This window comes from Enterobacter sp. CRENT-193, from assembly GCF_002787395.1.
GTDB classification, from domain to species: domain Bacteria; phylum Pseudomonadota; class Gammaproteobacteria; order Enterobacterales; family Enterobacteriaceae; genus Enterobacter; species Enterobacter hormaechei_C.
Window position 1 is genome coordinate 1269764 of record NZ_CP024812.1, and the last position, 16139, is coordinate 1285902.

Sequence of the window (16139 nt, forward strand, 5' to 3'; positions counted from 1 at the left end):
TGAGAAGGATAAGGTCATGCGCCATCGTAAGAGTGGTCGTCAACTGAACCGCAACAGCAGCCATCGCCAGGCTATGTTCCGCAACATGGCAGGTTCACTGGTTCGTCATGAAATCATCAAGACGACCCTGCCTAAAGCGAAAGAGCTGCGTCGCGTAGTTGAGCCGCTGATTACTCTTGCCAAGACTGACAGCGTTGCTAATCGTCGTCTGGCATTCGCCCGTACTCGTGATAACGAGATCGTGGCAAAACTGTTTAACGAACTGGGCCCGCGTTTCGCGAGCCGTGCCGGTGGTTACACTCGCATTCTGAAGTGTGGCTTCCGTGCAGGCGACAACGCGCCGATGGCTTACATCGAGCTGGTTGATCGTTCAGAGAAAGCAGAAGCTGCTGCAGAGTAATCTGTAGTAACGTAAAAAAACCCGCCTCGGCGGGTTTTTTTATATCCGCAGAATCTCCACTTATCTACAATGTTTGTATCTTTTCTGCTCACCCCCTGGAGTTCATTATGTGGTTGCTCGATCAGTGGGCTGAACGCCATATTAGCGATGCCCAAAACAAAGGCGAGTTCGAAAATCTTCCCGGCAGCGGTGAGCCGCTGATTCTGGACGATGATTCACATCTTCCCCCTGAATTACGGGCCGGTTATCGCTTACTGAAAAACGCAGGTTGTTTACCGCCTGAGCTTCAGCAACGTAATGAAGCCGTCGAGCTTGCCGATCTGCTTAAAGGCATTCATAAGAATGACCCGCGGTACTCTGAAATCAGTCGTCGGTTGGCGCTCATAGAGCTAAAACTGCGCCAGACGGGAATGAATACTGACTTTTTGCATGGTGAGTACAGTGAAAGGTTAATACAAAAAATAAACAAGGAGTAGCCATGTACCGCATAGGTGAACTTGCGAAGCTTGCTAACGTAACGCCGGATACTATCCGCTACTACGAAAAGCAGCAGATGATCGATCATGAGGTCAGAACGGAAGGTGGATTTCGCCTTTATACGGATAACGACCTGCAACGCCTTCGTTTTATCCGCTATGCACGGCAACTCGGCTTCACGCTGGAGTCGATCCGTGAACTGCTGTCGATCCGTATCGATCCTGAACATCATACGTGTCAGGAATCTAAAAGCATCGTTCAGGCCCGGCTGGATGAAGTTGAAGGACGCATTCAGGAACTGCAAGCCATGCAGCGATCTCTGCAAAGGTTAAATGACGCGTGCTGCGGTACCGCTCACAGCAGTGTTTATTGCTCAATACTGGAAGCACTTGAACAGGGTGCCAGTAGTGAAGCTCAAGGTTGTTGATTTTTTATTAGCCAGGGACTAGACTCCCGCCGACATTAACTATGCTCAGGAGAAATGATGAGCCGCTATCAGCATACTAAGGGACACATTAAGGATAACGCCATTGAGGCATTGCTTCACGACCCACTTTTCAGACAGCGAGTTGAGAAGAACAAGAAAGGAAAAGGGAGTTATTTACGTAAAGGTAAACATGCACAACGGGGTAACTGGGAGGCCAGTGGCAAGCAAGCTAATCGCTTTTTTACCACTGGCCTTTCTGTTTCTGTCTCCTGATTAAACGCGGTTATTCTGCTCTTTTAACAGATCGCGAATTTCAGTCAGTAAGACTTCTTCTTTAGTTGGTGCTGGCGGGGCAGCAGCCGGTTCTTCTTTTTTACGGTTAAGTCTGTTGATAAGTTTGATCGCCATGAAAATGGCAAATGCCACGATCACGAAATCAAATACGTTCTGAATGAATACGCCGTAGTGCATTACAACCGCAGGGATATCGCCCTGAGCTTCCCGAAGGGTGAAGGCGAATTGTTTGAAATCAATGCCTCCAATCAACAGTCCTAACGGCGGCATAATAATGTCGGCGACTAATGATGAAACGATCTTACCGAACGCCGCACCAATAATGACACCCACAGCCAAATCCACTACATTCCCGCGCATCGCAAATTCGCGAAACTCTTTAATAAAACTCATTATGTTCTCCTTGTGCCAGCTGACGCCTATAAGTTTAACAAATGATTAGCTAATTGCCATTGGGGATAAATAATCGTTATGAAAATAAAAGGCATGAAAATTAGAAGGTTAATATTTGGGTGCTCTCGTCTGAGCACCCAAATCATTACAGGAAGAATGGACTTGGCTGGAATAAACGCTCGACGTCGGTAATAAATTTTTTATCGGTCAGGAACATAATAACGTGGTCACCCTGCTCGATACGTAAATTATCATTGGCGATCATGACATCGTTCCCTCGCACTACGGCGCCGATAATGGTGCCTGGTGGAAGTTTAATTTCGTCGATCGCGCGACCAACAACGCGCGACGTCGTTTCATCCCCGTGAGCGACGGCTTCAATGGCTTCAGCAACACCACGACGCAGAGACGACACGCCGACAATATCCGCTTTACGCACATGGCTTAGCAGGGCAGAGATGGTGGCTTGCTGGGGTGAAATAGCAATATCAATTACGCTACCCTGTACCAGGTCGACATAAGCCTTACGCTGGATAAGCACCATTACTTTTTTCGCCCCCATACGTTTAGCGAGCATGGCGGACATAATATTCGCTTCGTCGTCGTTGGTGACGGCAATAAAAAGATCAACCTGATCGATATGCTCTTCGGCCAGTAATTCCTGATCCGAAGCATCGCCATAAAACACGATAGTATTCTGAAGTTTTTCAGCCAGCTCCGACGCGCGCTGTTGATCTCGTTCGATCAGCTTCACGCTGTAGTCTTTTTCCAGCCGTCTCGCCAGACCTGCGCCAATATTACCGCCGCCAACCAGCATAATACGTTTATACGGTTTTTCGAGACGCTGAAGTTCACTCATCACCGCACGGATATGCTGAGAAGCCGCAATAAAGAAGACTTCATCCCCGGCTTCGACAATGGTGGAACCTTGCGGACGAATAGGTCTGTCGTGACGGAAAATCGCCGCAACACGCGTATCGATATGTGGCATATGCTCGCGCATTGTCGACAGGGCATTACCAATCAGCGGGCCGCCGTAATAAGCCTTCACGACCGCCAGGCTTACTTTCCCTTCAGCAAAGTTCACAACCTGCAACGCGCCCGGGTACTCAATCAGACGATAAATACTGTCGATAACCAACTGCTCAGGGGCAATAAGATGGTCGATAGGTACTGCTTCGGAATTAAACAGCTTTTCCGCATCCCGGACATAGTCCGGGGAGCGAATGCGGGCGATGCGGTTCGGTGTGTTGAACAGCGAGTAGGCCACCTGGCATGCAACCATGTTGGTTTCATCAGAACTGGTTACTGCAACCAGCATGTCGGCATCGTCCGCGCCCGCCTCACGAAGCACTCGAGGATGAGAGCCGTGCCCCTGCACAACACGAAGATCAAACTTGTCCTGCAAAACGCGCAGGCGGTCGCCATTGGTATCCACAATGGTGATATCGTTGTTTTCGCCCACGAGATTTTCCGCCAGCGTTCCGCCAACTTGCCCTGCGCCCAGAATGATAATTTTCATCTTTCGTGACCTGTTCTCAACATCACTCTTTGATTAGCTTAGCGTAAAAGAAGCCATCACCCTCTTCTGCGCCCGGCAGGTTTTGCAGACCCGGGTGCTCAGGTGTTCCCGTATCATGCAGCGTCGCGTCCGGGGTGCGCTTCAGGAAAGCCGCAATTTGCTGACTGTTTTCTTCCGGAAGAACAGAGCAGGTTGCATACACCAGGGTTCCGCCGGGTTTGAGATGCGGCCAGATGGCATCCAGAATTTCGGATTGCAACTGGGCAAGCTCCTTGATATCACGATCGCGACGCAGCCATTTGATATCGGGATGACGACGAATTACGCCGGTTGCAGAGCAGGGGGCGTCCAGCAAAATACGATCGAACCGGGTATCACCACACCAGTCTGCGGGTTTACGTCCATCGCCTTGCTTAACCTGTGCTTTCATACCCAGACGCTTGAGGTTGTCATAGACGCGTGAAAGACGCTGCTCATCAACATCCACGGCCATCACGCTGGCCTGCGGCGCCACTTCCAGAATGTGCGTTGTTTTTCCCCCTGGCGCTGCACAGAGATCAAGGATCTGCTCCCCGTCTTTCGGTTCAAGCCAGGCCATGCACCCCTGAGCGGATGCGTCCTGTACCGTTACCCAGCCCTCTTCAAAACCGGGTAATGCATGTACCGGTGCAGGGGAGGCTAAACGAACCGCATCAGGATAAGCCGCGTGTGTGAAGCCGCTCATTCCGGTCTCTTCCAGCAGGGCCAGCCATGCGTCGCGGGTATGATGGTTACGATTGACGCGTAACCACATCGGCGGACGTTGGTTATTGGCATCCACAATGTCTTGCCATTGCTGTGGGTAGGCTTTTTTAAGGCGATTCAGCAGCCATTCTGGATGCAGGAAGCGCGCTTCGCTTTGCGCAAATTCTGCCAGCAGTTCGTCCTGCTGACGCTGGAACTGACGCAGTACGCCGTTAATCAATCCTTTCAGCTGGGGACGTTTAATCGCAACGGCACCTTCCACTGTCTCAGCCAGCGCAGCATGAGGTGGAATGCGGGTATGAAGAAGCTGGTAGAAACCGACCATGATCAAATAATGCACGGTACGTTGCTTGCCGCTCATCGGGCGTGACATCAGCTTATTAATTAACCATTCAAGCTGAGAGAGGGTACGCAGCACGCCAAAGCACAGCTCCTGAAGCAGCGCTTTATCTTTATCGGAAACCTTTTGTTGCAGTGGAGGCAGGACATTACTCAGTGACTGGCCCTGCTCAATAACCTGCTCAACGGCCTGAGCCGCCATAGTGCGTAGATTTTGTCTTTTCATAACCGTAAAAATAAAAATGCCCGGAAACACCGGGCCTTAAGAATAAATTTGTTCAGGCAAGACGATTGCCAGGGATGAACCATTCACGACGGGAATTTAATAGATCCTGCGCGCTCATTGCCTTTTTACCGGCCGGTTGCAGCGATTCAAGATTCAGGATCCCTTCTCCGGTCGCAACCTGGATACCGTTTTTGCTGGCGTCGATAATCGTACCGGGCTCTGCTGATGTATTGCCGTTAATAACTGAAGCTTTCCAGACTTTCACTGGCTGCTCATCAATCATCAACCAGCTCATCGGCCACGGATTAAAGGCGCGGATGCAGCGTTCGAGTTGAGCTGCTGACAGGGACCAGTCGATCCGGGCTTCTTCTTTACTAAGTTTTTCAGCATAGGTCACCTGTGCCTCATCCTGCACTTCAGATGTCGCTGTATTGTCAGCAAGCTGTTGCAACGTCTCAATCAGCCCCTGCGGACCGAGATCCGCCAGCTTGTCATACAGCGTGGCGCTGGTATCTTCTGCGGTAATGGGACACGCCAGTTTATACAGCATGTCGCCCGTGTCTAAACCTACGTCCATCTTCATGATTGTCACGCCAGTTTCAGCATCGCCTGCCCACAGAGCGCGCTGAATAGGGGCTGCACCGCGCCAGCGTGGGAGCAAAGAACCATGAACGTTAACACAGCCCAGGCGGGGCATATCGAGTACCGCTTTTGGCAGAATGAGGCCGTAAGCCACAACTACCATCACGTCAGCGTTCAGGTCTGCCACTAACTGCTGGTTTTCCTCAGGTCGTAATGACGCAGGCTGGAATACCGGTAAACCATGCGTTTCTGCCAGTACTTTAACCGGGCCAGGCATCAGTTTTTTACCGCGGCCAGCCGGTCGATCCGGCTGAGTAAATACGCCAACAATCTGATGACCAGACGATAGCAGCGCGTCGAGATGACGCGCTGCAAAATCAGGGGTACCCGCGAAGATTATACGTAGTGATGTAGACACGTTATTCCTTGTATCCGGGGGGCGTTAAGCGCGAGAACGCAAACGATCCAGTTTCTCAACTTTCTGACGAATACGCTGTTGCTTCAGAGGTGAGAGGTAATCGATGAACAGTTTACCGACCAGGTGATCCATCTCATGCTGAATGCAAATCGCCAGCAGATCGTCGGCTTCCAGCTCAAACGGATTGCCGTCACGATCCAGTGCGCGAATTTTAACTTTTTCGGCACGTGGCACCAAAGCGCGCTGTTCAGGGATAGACAGACAGCCTTCCTCAATGCCTGTTTCGCCGCTTTTTTCAAGCAGTTCAGGGTTGATCAGCACCAGACGCTCATCGCGATTTTCAGAAACGTCGATCACGATAATACGCTTGTGAATGTCTACCTGGGTCGCCGCCAGGCCAATGCCTTCTTCTGCGTACATGGTATCGAACATATCATCGACGATACGCTGAATTTCTGCATTCACTTCTTTAACCGGTTCCGCGACGATGCGAAGACGCTCGTCAGGAATATGTAACACTTGCAAAACTGCCATAAATTTCCAGAGTCGTGTTCAGGAGTTGATAAGAATATTACTTCTATTCTAGACAAATCCCCGGTCGATTGACAGCATCAGTGACCAATCGCAAAGATTGCTGAGGCTGCTTATGGCAGGGAAAAGGATGACGTCCACAGAGATATGGTTACGGCTTATAAACATCGGGTCGTTATACGGTGACGCGATGCTGGAGATTGCGCAGAGGCTGCTTCGCCAGGCAACCGTCGATGCTGAAGCTGTCAACGCGGCAGGGCTTTCGCCCAAACATGCCGTAAAGTTTTTTTCGTTCAGCGAGAGTGAGCTTGAACGTAGTCTGGAATGGCTGGAACACACCGACAACCACCTTCTCACGGCGGATGATCCTCGTTTTCCGCCATTGTTGCGTTCTATACCTGATTTTCCCGGGGCGCTCTTTGTGCGAGGCCGCGTTGACGTACTTAATAGCATGCAGCTTGCGGTTGTTGGCAGCCGTGCGCCCTCGTGGTACGGCGAGCGTTGGGGGAAAATGCTCAGTGAACAGCTGTCCCAATGTGGCTTTACGATCACCAGTGGCCTGGCTTGCGGCATCGACGGTGTGGCACATCATGCGGCGTTGTCAGCGAAAGGGCGAAGTGTCGCCGTGCTTGGCAATGGTCTTTTTAGTCTCTATCCGCGTCGTCATCACATTCTGGCTGAGCAACTTATCGCTTCTGAGGGGGCGATAGTATCTGAGTTTTCACTTTCGACATCGCCCAGACCGGGTAACTTTCCACGGCGTAACCGGATCATCAGCGGGTTAAGCCAGGGCGTGCTGGTGGTCGAAGCTGCGATTCGAAGTGGATCGCTGGTTACTGCAAGGTGCGCACTGGAGCAGGGGCGTGAAGTTTTTGCGCTGCCCGGCCCGTTGGGGAACCCTGGCTGCGAAGGCCCTCACTGGCTGATAAAACAGGGGGCGACGCTGGTGACCTGTAAAGAGGATATCCTGGAAAATTTGCAGTATGGATTGCATTGGTTGCAGGATGATCTCCAAAAGCGACATATTTCATCGGATCAGGAGGCCGTAGCATTGCCATTTCCCAAGCTCCTGGCTAACGTAGGAGATGAGGTAACACCTGTTGACGTTGTCGCTGAACGTGCCGGCCAACCTGTGCCAGTAACGGTAGCACAGCTACTCGAACTGGAGTTAGCAGGGTGGATCGCAGCTGTACCCGGCGGCTATGTCCGATTAAGGAGGGCATGCCATGTTCGACGTACTGATGTATTTGTTTGAGACTTACATCCACAACGAAGCAGAAATGCAGGTGGATCAGGACAAATTAACACGGGATCTGACCGACGCAGGTTTTGAGCGGGAAGATATTTATAATGCGTTGATGTGGCTGGATAAGTTGGCTGATTATCAGGACGGCCTCGCCGAACCGATGCAGCTTGCTTCTGACCCATTGTCTGTGCGCATCTATACAGCTGAAGAGTGTGAAAGGCTGGATGCCAGCTGCCGGGGATTCATTTTATTCCTCGAGCAGATTCAGGTGCTAAACCTCGAAACGAGAGAGATGGTGATAGAGCGCGTCATGGCGCTGGATACTGCTGAATTTGAACTGGAAGATCTGAAATGGGTGATCTTGATGGTGCTGTTCAACATTCCAGGCTGTGAAAATGCCTATCAGCAAATGGAAGAATTACTCTTTGAAGTGAATGAAGGTATGCTGCATTAATTCTATGTGCAGCAACAAGAGTTGTTATGGCCAAATCAGCACTCTTCACGGTGCATAAAAACGAGCCCTGCCCACAGTGTGGGGCTGAACTTGTTATTCGGTCCGGGAAACACGGTCCGTTTCTCGGTTGTTCACACTATCCGGAATGTGATTATGTCCGTCCCCTGAAGAGCCAGGCGGACGGACATATCGTCAAAATTCTGGAGGGACAGCTTTGTCCGCTCTGCGGCGGCGAACTGGCGCTGCGGCTGGGGCGGTTCGGGATGTTTATCGGATGCAGCCGCTACCCGGAATGTGATCATACGGAACAAATTGATAAACCAGATGAAACGGCAATTGCCTGCCCTCAGTGCCAGCGTGGTCAATTGGTGCAGCGCCGCTCTCGTTATGGCAAGACCTTCCATTCGTGCGATCGCTATCCCGAATGCCAGTTCGTTATCAATTTCAAACCAGTAGCGGGCGTCTGCCCTCATTGCGATTATCCGTTACTTATAGAAAAGAAAACCGCGCAAGGCTTGAAACGCTTTTGCGCCAGTAAACAATGTGGAAAGCCGGTTTCGGCGGATCAAATCAGTGAATAATAACCTGCCATCAGGCTCCATCGCGCAGGCGGTGGAAATCCTGAAAAAAGAAGAAGTCATCGCCTATCCAACAGAAGCCGTTTTCGGGGTCGGGTGCGATCCTGACAGCGAAGTCGCCGTTAACCGTCTGCTGGCGCTAAAACAACGGCCTGTCGAAAAAGGATTGATTTTGATCGCTGCGAACTACGCGCAGCTTAAGCCTTATATTGATGATTCCATGCTGACGCCTGCACAGCGGGAAACCATTTTCTCTGCGTGGCCTGGTCCCGTGACGTTTGTTTTTCCTGCACAACCGACAACGCCGCGCTGGTTAACCGGGCGTTTCGATTCACTTGCGGTACGCGTTACCGACCATCCGCTGGTGGTGGAGTTATGCCAGGCATTTGGTAAACCTCTGGTTTCAACCAGCGCCAACCTGACCGGGCTTCCCCCCTGTCGGACAACCGAAGAAGTTCTGGCGCAGTTCGGGAGTGATTTCCCGGTAGCCGCCGGTGAAACCGGTGGCCGTCTTAACCCGTCAGAAATTCGCGATGCCTTGACCGGCGAACGTTTTCGCCAGGGATAATGTGATGGAAACCTATGCTGTTTTTGGTAACCCGATCGCGCACAGCAAGTCGCCTCTGATCCATCAGCTGTTTGCAGAGCAATTGCAGATAGATCACCCGTATGGTCGGGTTCTTGCGCCTGTTGATGCATTTATACCGACGCTGAATAACTTTTTTGATGCGGGTGGTAAAGGTGCGAACGTCACGGTGCCTTTTAAAGAAGAGGCTTTCGGGCGTGCAGATGAGCTGACCGAGCGTGCGTCGCTCGCTGGCGCCGTCAATACCCTTAAGCGGCTTGAAGATGGTCGCCTTCTTGGCGATAACACCGATGGCATTGGTTTACTCAGCGATCTGGAGCGACTGTCGTTTATTAAACCAGGCTTTCGGATCCTGCTGATCGGTGCGGGTGGCGCGTCGCGCGGTGTATTGCTTCCTCTTCTTTCGCTGGATTGTGCGGTGACAATCACCAACCGTACTTTCTCCAGAGCAGAAGAGCTGGCGGCGTTGTTCGCACACACAGGCAGCGTAGCTGCGGTAGCACTTGAGGATCTCGCGGGTCACGAATTTGATCTTGTGATTAATGCCACCTCAAGCGGTATTAATGGAGAGATCCCGGCGATTCCTGCATCCCTGGTTCATTCCCACATCTACGCCTATGACATGTTTTATCAAAAAGGGAAAACGCCATTTCTGACCTGGTGCGAACAACAGGGGGCAAAACATGTGGCTGATGGTCTGGGCATGCTGGTGGGGCAGGCGGCTCATGCGGTGCTACTCTGGCATGGCGTGTTACCTGCTGTAGAACCGGTGATCGAAAAGCTGAAACAGGAACTGATGGCATGAATCAGGCGATTCATTTTCCCGACAGAGAAATCTGGGATGAAAACAAGCAAGCGGTGTGTTTCCCGGTGCTGGTGCATGGAATGCAGCTCACCTGTGCGATTAAAGGGGAGACGTTGCTTCAGCGCTTTGGTGGTTCAGATCCGTTAGCGCTCTTTTGTGAAAATCGCTGGGATCTGGAAGAGGAAGCCAGCGATTTGATCCGCGTACAGCAGGAAGACGATCAGGGCTGGGTCTGGTTATCCTGATCCAGATAGTCATTCTTCCATTTAACGTAATTGTTCGCTGAGTATTTCAATCCTTCGATCTCCGCCTCTTTTAGGGGGCGGATCTGTTTAACCGGACTGCCTAAATAGAGATAGCCACTTTCCAGGCGTTTGTTTTGCGGAACTAGGCTTCCTGCGCCAATCATTACGTCATCTTCTACTATGACGCCATCCAGCAAAATCGATCCCATCCCAACGAGAACCCTGTTACCGATTGTGCAGCCGTGGAGCATTACTTTATGACCGACCGTAACATCTTCTCCAATGATGAGCGGATTGCCCTCAGGGTTATAAGATGACTTATGAGTCACATGCAGCACGCTGCCGTCCTGAATATTGGTGCGTGCACCGATTGCAACGTAGTTAACATCGCCCCGGATCGCGACGAGTGGCCAGATGCTGACATCATCGGCCATGCGAACATCACCAATGACCACGCTGCTGGCATCGATCATCACGCGATCGCCTTTTTGGGGGAACAGATCTTTATAAGGACGTAATACTGCAAACATATCTACCTCGATACAGATGAGCGCTATTAAAGAAGACTTTGATCGTATTCCTGGATCGAGGCAAGGCAAAATGCGTCAATTTTTAAGCGGATCGGGTGGGTTTTCAGCGAAAAGCACGGAAAATCATCAGTTGGAAAAAAAGATCTAAAAAATACTTGTGCTAAAAACTGGGATCCCTATAATGCGCCTCCATCGACACGGCGGATGTGAATCACTTCACAAACAACCCGGTCGGTTGAAGAGAAAAAATCCTGAAAATCAGGGTTGACTCTGAAAGAGGAAAGCGTAATATACGCCACCTCGCGATAGAGCGCTGAAGCGCGTCGCAACTGCTCTTTAACAATTTATCAGACAATCTGTGTGGGCACTCAAAGTGACATGGATTCTTAACGTCCTCGGACGAAAAATGAATACCAAGTCTCAACGAGTGAACACGTAATTCATTACGAAGTTTAATTCATTGAGCATCAAACTTTTAAATTGAAGAGTTTGATCATGGCTCAGATTGAACGCTGGCGGCAGGCCTAACACATGCAAGTCGAACGGTAACAGGAAGCAGCTTGCTGCTTCGCTGACGAGTGGCGGACGGGTGAGTAATGTCTGGGAAACTGCCTGATGGAGGGGGATAACTACTGGAAACGGTAGCTAATACCGCATAACGTCGCAAGACCAAAGAGGGGGACCTTCGGGCCTCTTGCCATCGGATGTGCCCAGATGGGATTAGCTAGTAGGTGGGGTAACGGCTCACCTAGGCGACGATCCCTAGCTGGTCTGAGAGGATGACCAGCCACACTGGAACTGAGACACGGTCCAGACTCCTACGGGAGGCAGCAGTGGGGAATATTGCACAATGGGCGCAAGCCTGATGCAGCCATGCCGCGTGTATGAAGAAGGCCTTCGGGTTGTAAAGTACTTTCAGCGGGGAGGAAGGCGATAAGGTTAATAACCTTGCCGATTGACGTTACCCGCAGAAGAAGCACCGGCTAACTCCGTGCCAGCAGCCGCGGTAATACGGAGGGTGCAAGCGTTAATCGGAATTACTGGGCGTAAAGCGCACGCAGGCGGTCTGTCAAGTCGGATGTGAAATCCCCGGGCTCAACCTGGGAACTGCATTCGAAACTGGCAGGCTAGAGTCTTGTAGAGGGGGGTAGAATTCCAGGTGTAGCGGTGAAATGCGTAGAGATCTGGAGGAATACCGGTGGCGAAGGCGGCCCCCTGGACAAAGACTGACGCTCAGGTGCGAAAGCGTGGGGAGCAAACAGGATTAGATACCCTGGTAGTCCACGCCGTAAACGATGTCGACTTGGAGGTTGTGCCCTTGAGGCGTGGCTTCCGGAGCTAACGCGTTAAGTCGACCGCCTGGGGAGTACGGCCGCAAGGTTAAAACTCAAATGAATTGACGGGGGCCCGCACAAGCGGTGGAGCATGTGGTTTAATTCGATGCAACGCGAAGAACCTTACCTACTCTTGACATCCAGAGAACTTAGCAGAGATGCTTTGGTGCCTTCGGGAACTCTGAGACAGGTGCTGCATGGCTGTCGTCAGCTCGTGTTGTGAAATGTTGGGTTAAGTCCCGCAACGAGCGCAACCCTTATCCTTTGTTGCCAGCGGTCCGGCCGGGAACTCAAAGGAGACTGCCAGTGATAAACTGGAGGAAGGTGGGGATGACGTCAAGTCATCATGGCCCTTACGAGTAGGGCTACACACGTGCTACAATGGCGCATACAAAGAGAAGCGACCTCGCGAGAGCAAGCGGACCTCATAAAGTGCGTCGTAGTCCGGATTGGAGTCTGCAACTCGACTCCATGAAGTCGGAATCGCTAGTAATCGTGGATCAGAATGCCACGGTGAATACGTTCCCGGGCCTTGTACACACCGCCCGTCACACCATGGGAGTGGGTTGCAAAAGAAGTAGGTAGCTTAACCTTCGGGAGGGCGCTTACCACTTTGTGATTCATGACTGGGGTGAAGTCGTAACAAGGTAACCGTAGGGGAACCTGCGGTTGGATCACCTCCTTACCTTAAAGAACCTGCCTTTGTAGTGCTCACACAGATTGTCTGATGAAAAGTAAATAGCAAGGCGTCTTGCGATTGAGACTGTACGTCCCCTTCGTCTAGAGGCCCAGGACACCGCCCTTTCACGGCGGTAACAGGGGTTCGAATCCCCTAGGGGACGCCACTTGCTGGTTCGTGAGTGAAAGTCACCTGCCGTCATATCTCAAAACTGACTTGCGAGTCACGTTTGAGATATTTGCTCTTTAAAAATCTGGATCAAGCTGAAAATTGAAACGACACACAGCTCATGTGTGTTCGAGTCTCTCAAATTTTCGCAAGTCGATGATGAATCGAAAGAAACATCTTCGGGTTGTGAGGTTAAGCGACTAAGCGTACACGGTGGATGCCCTGGCAGTCAGAGGCGATGAAGGACGTGCTAATCTGCGAAAAGCGCCGGCGAGGTGATATGAACCCTTGACCCGGCGATGTCCGAATGGGGAAACCCAGTGTGTTTCGACACACTATCGTTAACTGAATACATAGGTTAACGAGGCGAACCGGGGGAACTGAAACATCTAAGTACCCCGAGGAAAAGAAATCAACCGAGATTCCCCCAGTAGCGGCGAGCGAACGGGGAGCAGCCCGGAGTCTGAATCAGCTTGTGTGTTAGTGGAACGGTCTGGAAAGTCCGACGGTACAGGGTGATAGTCCCGTACACGAAAACACACTTGCTGTGAACTCGAAGAGTAGGGCGGGACACGTGGTATCCTGTCTGAATATGGGGGGACCATCCTCCAAGGCTAAATACTCCTGACTGACCGATAGTGAACCAGTACCGTGAGGGAAAGGCGAAAAGAACCCCGGCGAGGGGAGTGAAAAAGAACCTGAAACCGTGTACGTACAAGCAGTGGGAGCACCTTCGGGTGTGACTGCGTACCTTTTGTATAATGGGTCAGCGACTTATATTCTGTAGCAAGGTTAACCGTATAGGGGAGCCGAAGGGAAACCGAGTCTTAACTGGGCGTTAAGTTGCAGGGTATAGACCCGAAACCCGGTGATCTAGCCATGGGCAGGTTGAAGGTTGGGTAACACTAACTGGAGGACCGAACCGACTAATGTTGAAAAATTAGCGGATGACCTGTGGCTGGGGGTGAAAGGCCAATCAAACCGGGAGATAGCTGGTTCTCCCCGAAAGCTATTTAGGTAGCGCCTCGTGAACTCATCTTCGGGGGTAGAGCACTGTTTCGGCTAGGGGGCCATCCCGGCTTACCAACCCGATGCAAACTACGAATACCGAAGAATGTTATCACGGGAGACACACGGCGGGTGCTAACGTCCGTCGTGAAGAGGGAAACAACCCAGACCGCCAGCTAAGGTCCCAAAGTCATGGTTAAGTGGGAAACGATGTGGGAAGGCACAGACAGCCAGGATGTTGGCTTAGAAGCAGCCATCATTTAAAGAAAGCGTAATAGCTCACTGGTCGAGTCGGCCTGCGCGGAAGATGTAACGGGGCTAAACCATGCACCGAAGCTGCGGCAGCGACACTATGTGTTGTTGGGTAGGGGAGCGTTCTGTAAGCCGTTGAAGGTGTGCTGTGAGGCATGCTGGAGGTATCAGAAGTGCGAATGCTGACATAAGTAACGATAAAGCGGGTGAAAAGCCCGCTCGCCGGAAGACCAAGGGTTCCTGTCCAACGTTAATCGGGGCAGGGTGAGTCGACCCCTAAGGCGAGGCCGAAAGGCGTAGTCGATGGGAAACAGGTTAATATTCCTGTACTTGGTGTTACTGCGAAGGGGGGACGGAGAAGGCTATGTCAGCCGGGCGACGGTTGTCCCGGTTTAAGCATGTAGGCGGAGGTTCCAGGTAAATCCGGTACCTTTTAACGCTGAGGTGTGATGACGAGGCACTACGGTGCTGAAGTGATAAATGCCCTGCTTCCAGGAAAAGCCTCTAAGCATCAGGTAACACGAAATCGTACCCCAAACCGACACAGGTGGTCAGGTAGAGAATACCAAGGCGCTTGAGAGAACTCGGGTGAAGGAACTAGGCAAAATGGTGCCGTAACTTCGGGAGAAGGCACGCTGATAGGTAGGTGAAGTCCCTGCGGACGGAGCTGAAATCAGTCGAAGATACCAGCTGGCTGCAACTGTTTATTAAAAACACAGCACTGTGCAAACACGAAAGTGGACGTATACGGTGTGACGCCTGCCCGGTGCCGGAAGGTTAATTGATGGGGTTAGCGGCAACGCGAAGCTCTTGATCGAAGCCCCGGTAAACGGCGGCCGTAACTATAACGGTCCTAAGGTAGCGAAATTCCTTGTCGGGTAAGTTCCGACCTGCACGAATGGCGTAATGATGGCCAGGCTGTCTCCACCCGAGACTCAGTGAAATTGAACTCGCTGTGAAGATGCAGTGTACCCGCGGCAAGACGGAAAGACCCCGTGAACCTTTACTATAGCTTGACACTGAACACTGGTCCTTGATGTGTAGGATAGGTGGGAGGCTTTGAAGCGTGGACGCCAGTCTGCGTGGAGCCATCCTTGAAATACCACCCTTTAATGGCTGGTGTTCTAACGTAGACCCGTAATCCGGGTTGCGGACAGTGTCTGGTGGGTAGTTTGACTGGGGCGGTCTCCTCCCAAAGAGTAACGGAGGAGCACGAAGGTTGGCTAATCCTGGTCGGACATCAGGAGGTTAGTGCAATGGCATAAGCCAGCTTGACTGCGAGCGTGACGGCGCGAGCAGGTGCGAAAGCAGGTCATAGTGATCCGGTGGTTCTGAATGGAAGGGCCATCGCTCAACGGATAAAAGGTACTCCGGGGATAACAGGCTGATACCGCCCAAGAGTTCATATCGACGGCGGTGTTTGGCACCTCGATGTCGGCTCATCACATCCTGGGGCTGAAGTAGGTCCCAAGGGTATGGCTGTTCGCCATTTAAAGTGGTACGCGAGCTGGGTTTAGAACGTCGTGAGACAGTTCGGTCCCTATCTGCCGTGGGCGCTGGAGAATTGAGGGGGGCTGCTCCTAGTACGAGAGGACCGGAGTGGACGCATCACTGGTGTTCGGGTTGTCATGCCAATGGCACTGCCCGGTAGCTAAATGCGGAAGAGATAAGTGCTGAAAGCATCTAAGCACGAAACTTGCCCCGAGATGAGTTCTCCCTGAGACTTTAAGTCTCCTGAAGGAACGTTGAAGACGACGACGTTGATAGGTCGGGTGTGTAAGCGCAGCGATGCGTTGAGCTAACCGATACTAATGAACCGTGAGGCTTAACCTTACAACGCCGAAGGTGTTTTGGCGAAGAGACAGACACGATTTTCAGCCTGATACAGATTAACAGAATTT

At 51.7% G+C, this 16139-nt stretch carries 16 protein-coding genes, 1 tRNA gene and 2 rRNA genes; 13 read left to right on the top strand and 6 right to left on the bottom strand.

Features of this window, described 5'->3' with window-relative positions; genetic code table 11:
* The first annotated feature begins 16 nt into the window (after positions 1 to 16).
* The 4 genes from rplQ to CU081_RS06275 all read left to right on the top strand — a co-directional run bounded on the left by rplQ (position 17) and on the right by CU081_RS06275 (position 1577).
* Positions 17 to 400 (top strand): 50S ribosomal protein L17, encoded by a 384-nt coding sequence (gene rplQ, locus CU081_RS06260; RefSeq protein ID WP_001216368.1) that lies wholly within the window; start codon positions 17 to 19, stop codon positions 398 to 400.
* A 107-nt stretch (positions 401 to 507) separates the two neighbouring features.
* On the top strand, positions 508 to 876 hold the full coding sequence (locus tag CU081_RS06265) for a DUF1992 domain-containing protein (RefSeq protein ID WP_003863327.1): 369 nt from the start codon (positions 508 to 510) through the stop codon (positions 874 to 876).
* 2 nt (positions 877 to 878) lie between these two features.
* Complete coding sequence (zntR, locus tag CU081_RS06270) at positions 879 to 1304, top strand: Zn(2+)-responsive transcriptional regulator (RefSeq protein WP_022651944.1); 426 nt, start codon at positions 879 to 881, stop codon at positions 1302 to 1304.
* A 57-nt stretch (positions 1305 to 1361) separates the two neighbouring features.
* Positions 1362 to 1577: an alternative ribosome-rescue factor A gene (locus CU081_RS06275; RefSeq protein ID WP_022651943.1), complete on the top strand. Its 216-nt coding sequence runs from the start codon at positions 1362 to 1364 to the stop codon at positions 1575 to 1577.
* On the opposite strand, the gene mscL is transcribed toward CU081_RS06275, so the two are convergent.
* From mscL to def, 5 genes are all read right to left on the bottom strand, one after another.
* Complete coding sequence (gene mscL / locus CU081_RS06280; RefSeq protein ID WP_003863335.1) at positions 1578 to 1991, bottom strand: large-conductance mechanosensitive channel protein MscL; 414 nt, start codon at positions 1989 to 1991, stop codon at positions 1578 to 1580.
* A gap of 145 nt (positions 1992 to 2136) precedes the next feature.
* A complete protein-coding gene (gene trkA, locus CU081_RS06285) occupies positions 2137 to 3513 on the bottom strand; it encodes a Trk system potassium transporter TrkA (RefSeq protein WP_003863337.1) in 1377 nt (458 codons plus the stop codon).
* A 22-nt stretch (positions 3514 to 3535) separates the two neighbouring features.
* Positions 3536 to 4822, bottom strand: a complete 1287-nt coding sequence (gene rsmB, locus CU081_RS06290; protein ID WP_032645971.1) for a 16S rRNA (cytosine(967)-C(5))-methyltransferase RsmB — start codon at positions 4820 to 4822, stop codon at positions 3536 to 3538.
* 52 nt (positions 4823 to 4874) lie between these two features.
* Positions 4875 to 5822: a methionyl-tRNA formyltransferase gene (gene fmt, locus CU081_RS06295; protein WP_022651942.1), complete on the bottom strand. Its 948-nt coding sequence runs from the start codon at positions 5820 to 5822 to the stop codon at positions 4875 to 4877.
* A gap of 24 nt (positions 5823 to 5846) precedes the next feature.
* Positions 5847 to 6356: a peptide deformylase gene (gene def, locus CU081_RS06300; RefSeq protein WP_006812188.1), complete on the bottom strand. Its 510-nt coding sequence runs from the start codon at positions 6354 to 6356 to the stop codon at positions 5847 to 5849.
* 127 nt (positions 6357 to 6483) lie between these two features.
* Between def and dprA the strand changes: the two genes are divergently transcribed.
* From dprA to CU081_RS06330, 6 genes are read left to right on the top strand one after another with little or no spacing between them, the layout of a single operon-like run.
* The gene (gene dprA, locus CU081_RS06305; RefSeq protein ID WP_003863350.1) at positions 6484 to 7608 is read left to right on the top strand and encodes a DNA-protecting protein DprA; all 1125 of its coding nucleotides are present in this window, start codon (positions 6484 to 6486) and stop codon (positions 7606 to 7608) included.
* Positions 7580 to 8053, top strand: a complete 474-nt coding sequence (gene smg, locus CU081_RS06310) for a DUF494 family protein Smg (RefSeq protein WP_000460665.1) — start codon at positions 7580 to 7582, stop codon at positions 8051 to 8053. The genes dprA and smg overlap by 29 nt, the downstream gene beginning before the upstream one ends.
* A 26-nt stretch (positions 8054 to 8079) precedes the next feature.
* On the top strand, positions 8080 to 8634 hold the full coding sequence (locus tag CU081_RS06315) for a DNA topoisomerase family protein (RefSeq protein ID WP_022651940.1): 555 nt from the start codon (positions 8080 to 8082) through the stop codon (positions 8632 to 8634).
* On the top strand, positions 8627 to 9199 hold the full coding sequence (gene tsaC, locus CU081_RS06320) for an L-threonylcarbamoyladenylate synthase type 1 TsaC (protein ID WP_022651939.1): 573 nt from the start codon (positions 8627 to 8629) through the stop codon (positions 9197 to 9199). The genes CU081_RS06315 and tsaC overlap by 8 nt, the downstream gene beginning before the upstream one ends.
* A gap of 4 nt (positions 9200 to 9203) precedes the next feature.
* Positions 9204 to 10022, top strand: a complete 819-nt coding sequence (aroE, locus tag CU081_RS06325) for a shikimate dehydrogenase (protein WP_022651938.1) — start codon at positions 9204 to 9206, stop codon at positions 10020 to 10022.
* Entirely contained in the window at positions 10019 to 10267 is a 249-nt protein-coding gene (locus CU081_RS06330) for a DUF1488 domain-containing protein (RefSeq protein WP_022651937.1), read from the top strand. Before aroE ends, CU081_RS06330 begins: the two co-directional genes overlap by 4 nt.
* Here the strand turns inward: CU081_RS06330 and CU081_RS06335 are convergent.
* Positions 10243 to 10797, bottom strand: coding sequence for a gamma carbonic anhydrase family protein (locus CU081_RS06335; protein ID WP_003863357.1), 555 nt, complete (start codon positions 10795 to 10797; stop codon positions 10243 to 10245). The two genes, CU081_RS06330 and CU081_RS06335, sit on opposite strands and share 25 nt — an antisense overlap.
* Positions 10798 to 11274: 477 nt before the next feature.
* On the opposite strand from CU081_RS06335, the gene CU081_RS06345 reads away from it, so the two are divergent.
* The 3 genes from CU081_RS06345 (at position 11275) to CU081_RS06355 (ending at position 16071) form a co-directional block, all read left to right on the top strand.
* Positions 11275 to 12816 (top strand): 16S ribosomal RNA (locus CU081_RS06345).
* An 84-nt stretch (positions 12817 to 12900) separates the two neighbouring features.
* A tRNA-Glu gene (locus tag CU081_RS06350) sits at positions 12901 to 12976 on the top strand.
* 192 nt (positions 12977 to 13168) lie between these two features.
* Positions 13169 to 16071: ribosomal RNA gene (locus CU081_RS06355) — 23S ribosomal RNA — on the top strand.
* Together the 16S and 23S rRNA genes with 1 tRNA gene alongside form the textbook arrangement of a ribosomal RNA operon.
* The last annotated feature ends 68 nt before the right edge of the window (positions 16072 to 16139 follow it).

What these genes read in the sequence shown, in the direction of transcription:
- rplQ (WP_001216368.1), top strand. Translation starts at nt 17, where the DNA reads ATGCGCCATCGTAAGAGTGGTCGTCAACTGAACCGCAACAGCAGCCAT.
- CU081_RS06265 (WP_003863327.1), top strand. Translation starts at nt 508, where the DNA reads ATGTGGTTGCTCGATCAGTGGGCTGAACGCCATATTAGCGATGCCCAA.
- zntR (WP_022651944.1), top strand. Translation starts at nt 879, where the DNA reads ATGTACCGCATAGGTGAACTTGCGAAGCTTGCTAACGTAACGCCGGAT.
- CU081_RS06275 (WP_022651943.1), top strand. Translation starts at nt 1,362, where the DNA reads ATGAGCCGCTATCAGCATACTAAGGGACACATTAAGGATAACGCCATT.
- mscL (WP_003863335.1), bottom strand. Translation starts at nt 1,991, where the DNA reads ATGAGTTTTATTAAAGAGTTTCGCGAATTTGCGATGCGCGGGAATGTA.
- trkA (WP_003863337.1), bottom strand. Translation starts at nt 3,513, where the DNA reads ATGAAAATTATCATTCTGGGCGCAGGGCAAGTTGGCGGAACGCTGGCG.
- rsmB (WP_032645971.1), bottom strand. Translation starts at nt 4,822, where the DNA reads ATGAAAAGACAAAATCTACGCACTATGGCGGCTCAGGCCGTTGAGCAG.
- def (WP_006812188.1), bottom strand. Translation starts at nt 6,356, where the DNA reads ATGGCAGTTTTGCAAGTGTTACATATTCCTGACGAGCGTCTTCGCATC.
- dprA (WP_003863350.1), top strand. Translation starts at nt 6,484, where the DNA reads ATGACGTCCACAGAGATATGGTTACGGCTTATAAACATCGGGTCGTTA.
- smg (WP_000460665.1), top strand. Translation starts at nt 7,580, where the DNA reads ATGTTCGACGTACTGATGTATTTGTTTGAGACTTACATCCACAACGAA.
- CU081_RS06315 (WP_022651940.1), top strand. Translation starts at nt 8,080, where the DNA reads ATGGCCAAATCAGCACTCTTCACGGTGCATAAAAACGAGCCCTGCCCA.
- aroE (WP_022651938.1), top strand. Translation starts at nt 9,204, where the DNA reads ATGGAAACCTATGCTGTTTTTGGTAACCCGATCGCGCACAGCAAGTCG.
- CU081_RS06330 (WP_022651937.1), top strand. Translation starts at nt 10,019, where the DNA reads ATGAATCAGGCGATTCATTTTCCCGACAGAGAAATCTGGGATGAAAAC.
- CU081_RS06335 (WP_003863357.1), bottom strand. Translation starts at nt 10,797, where the DNA reads ATGTTTGCAGTATTACGTCCTTATAAAGATCTGTTCCCCCAAAAAGGC.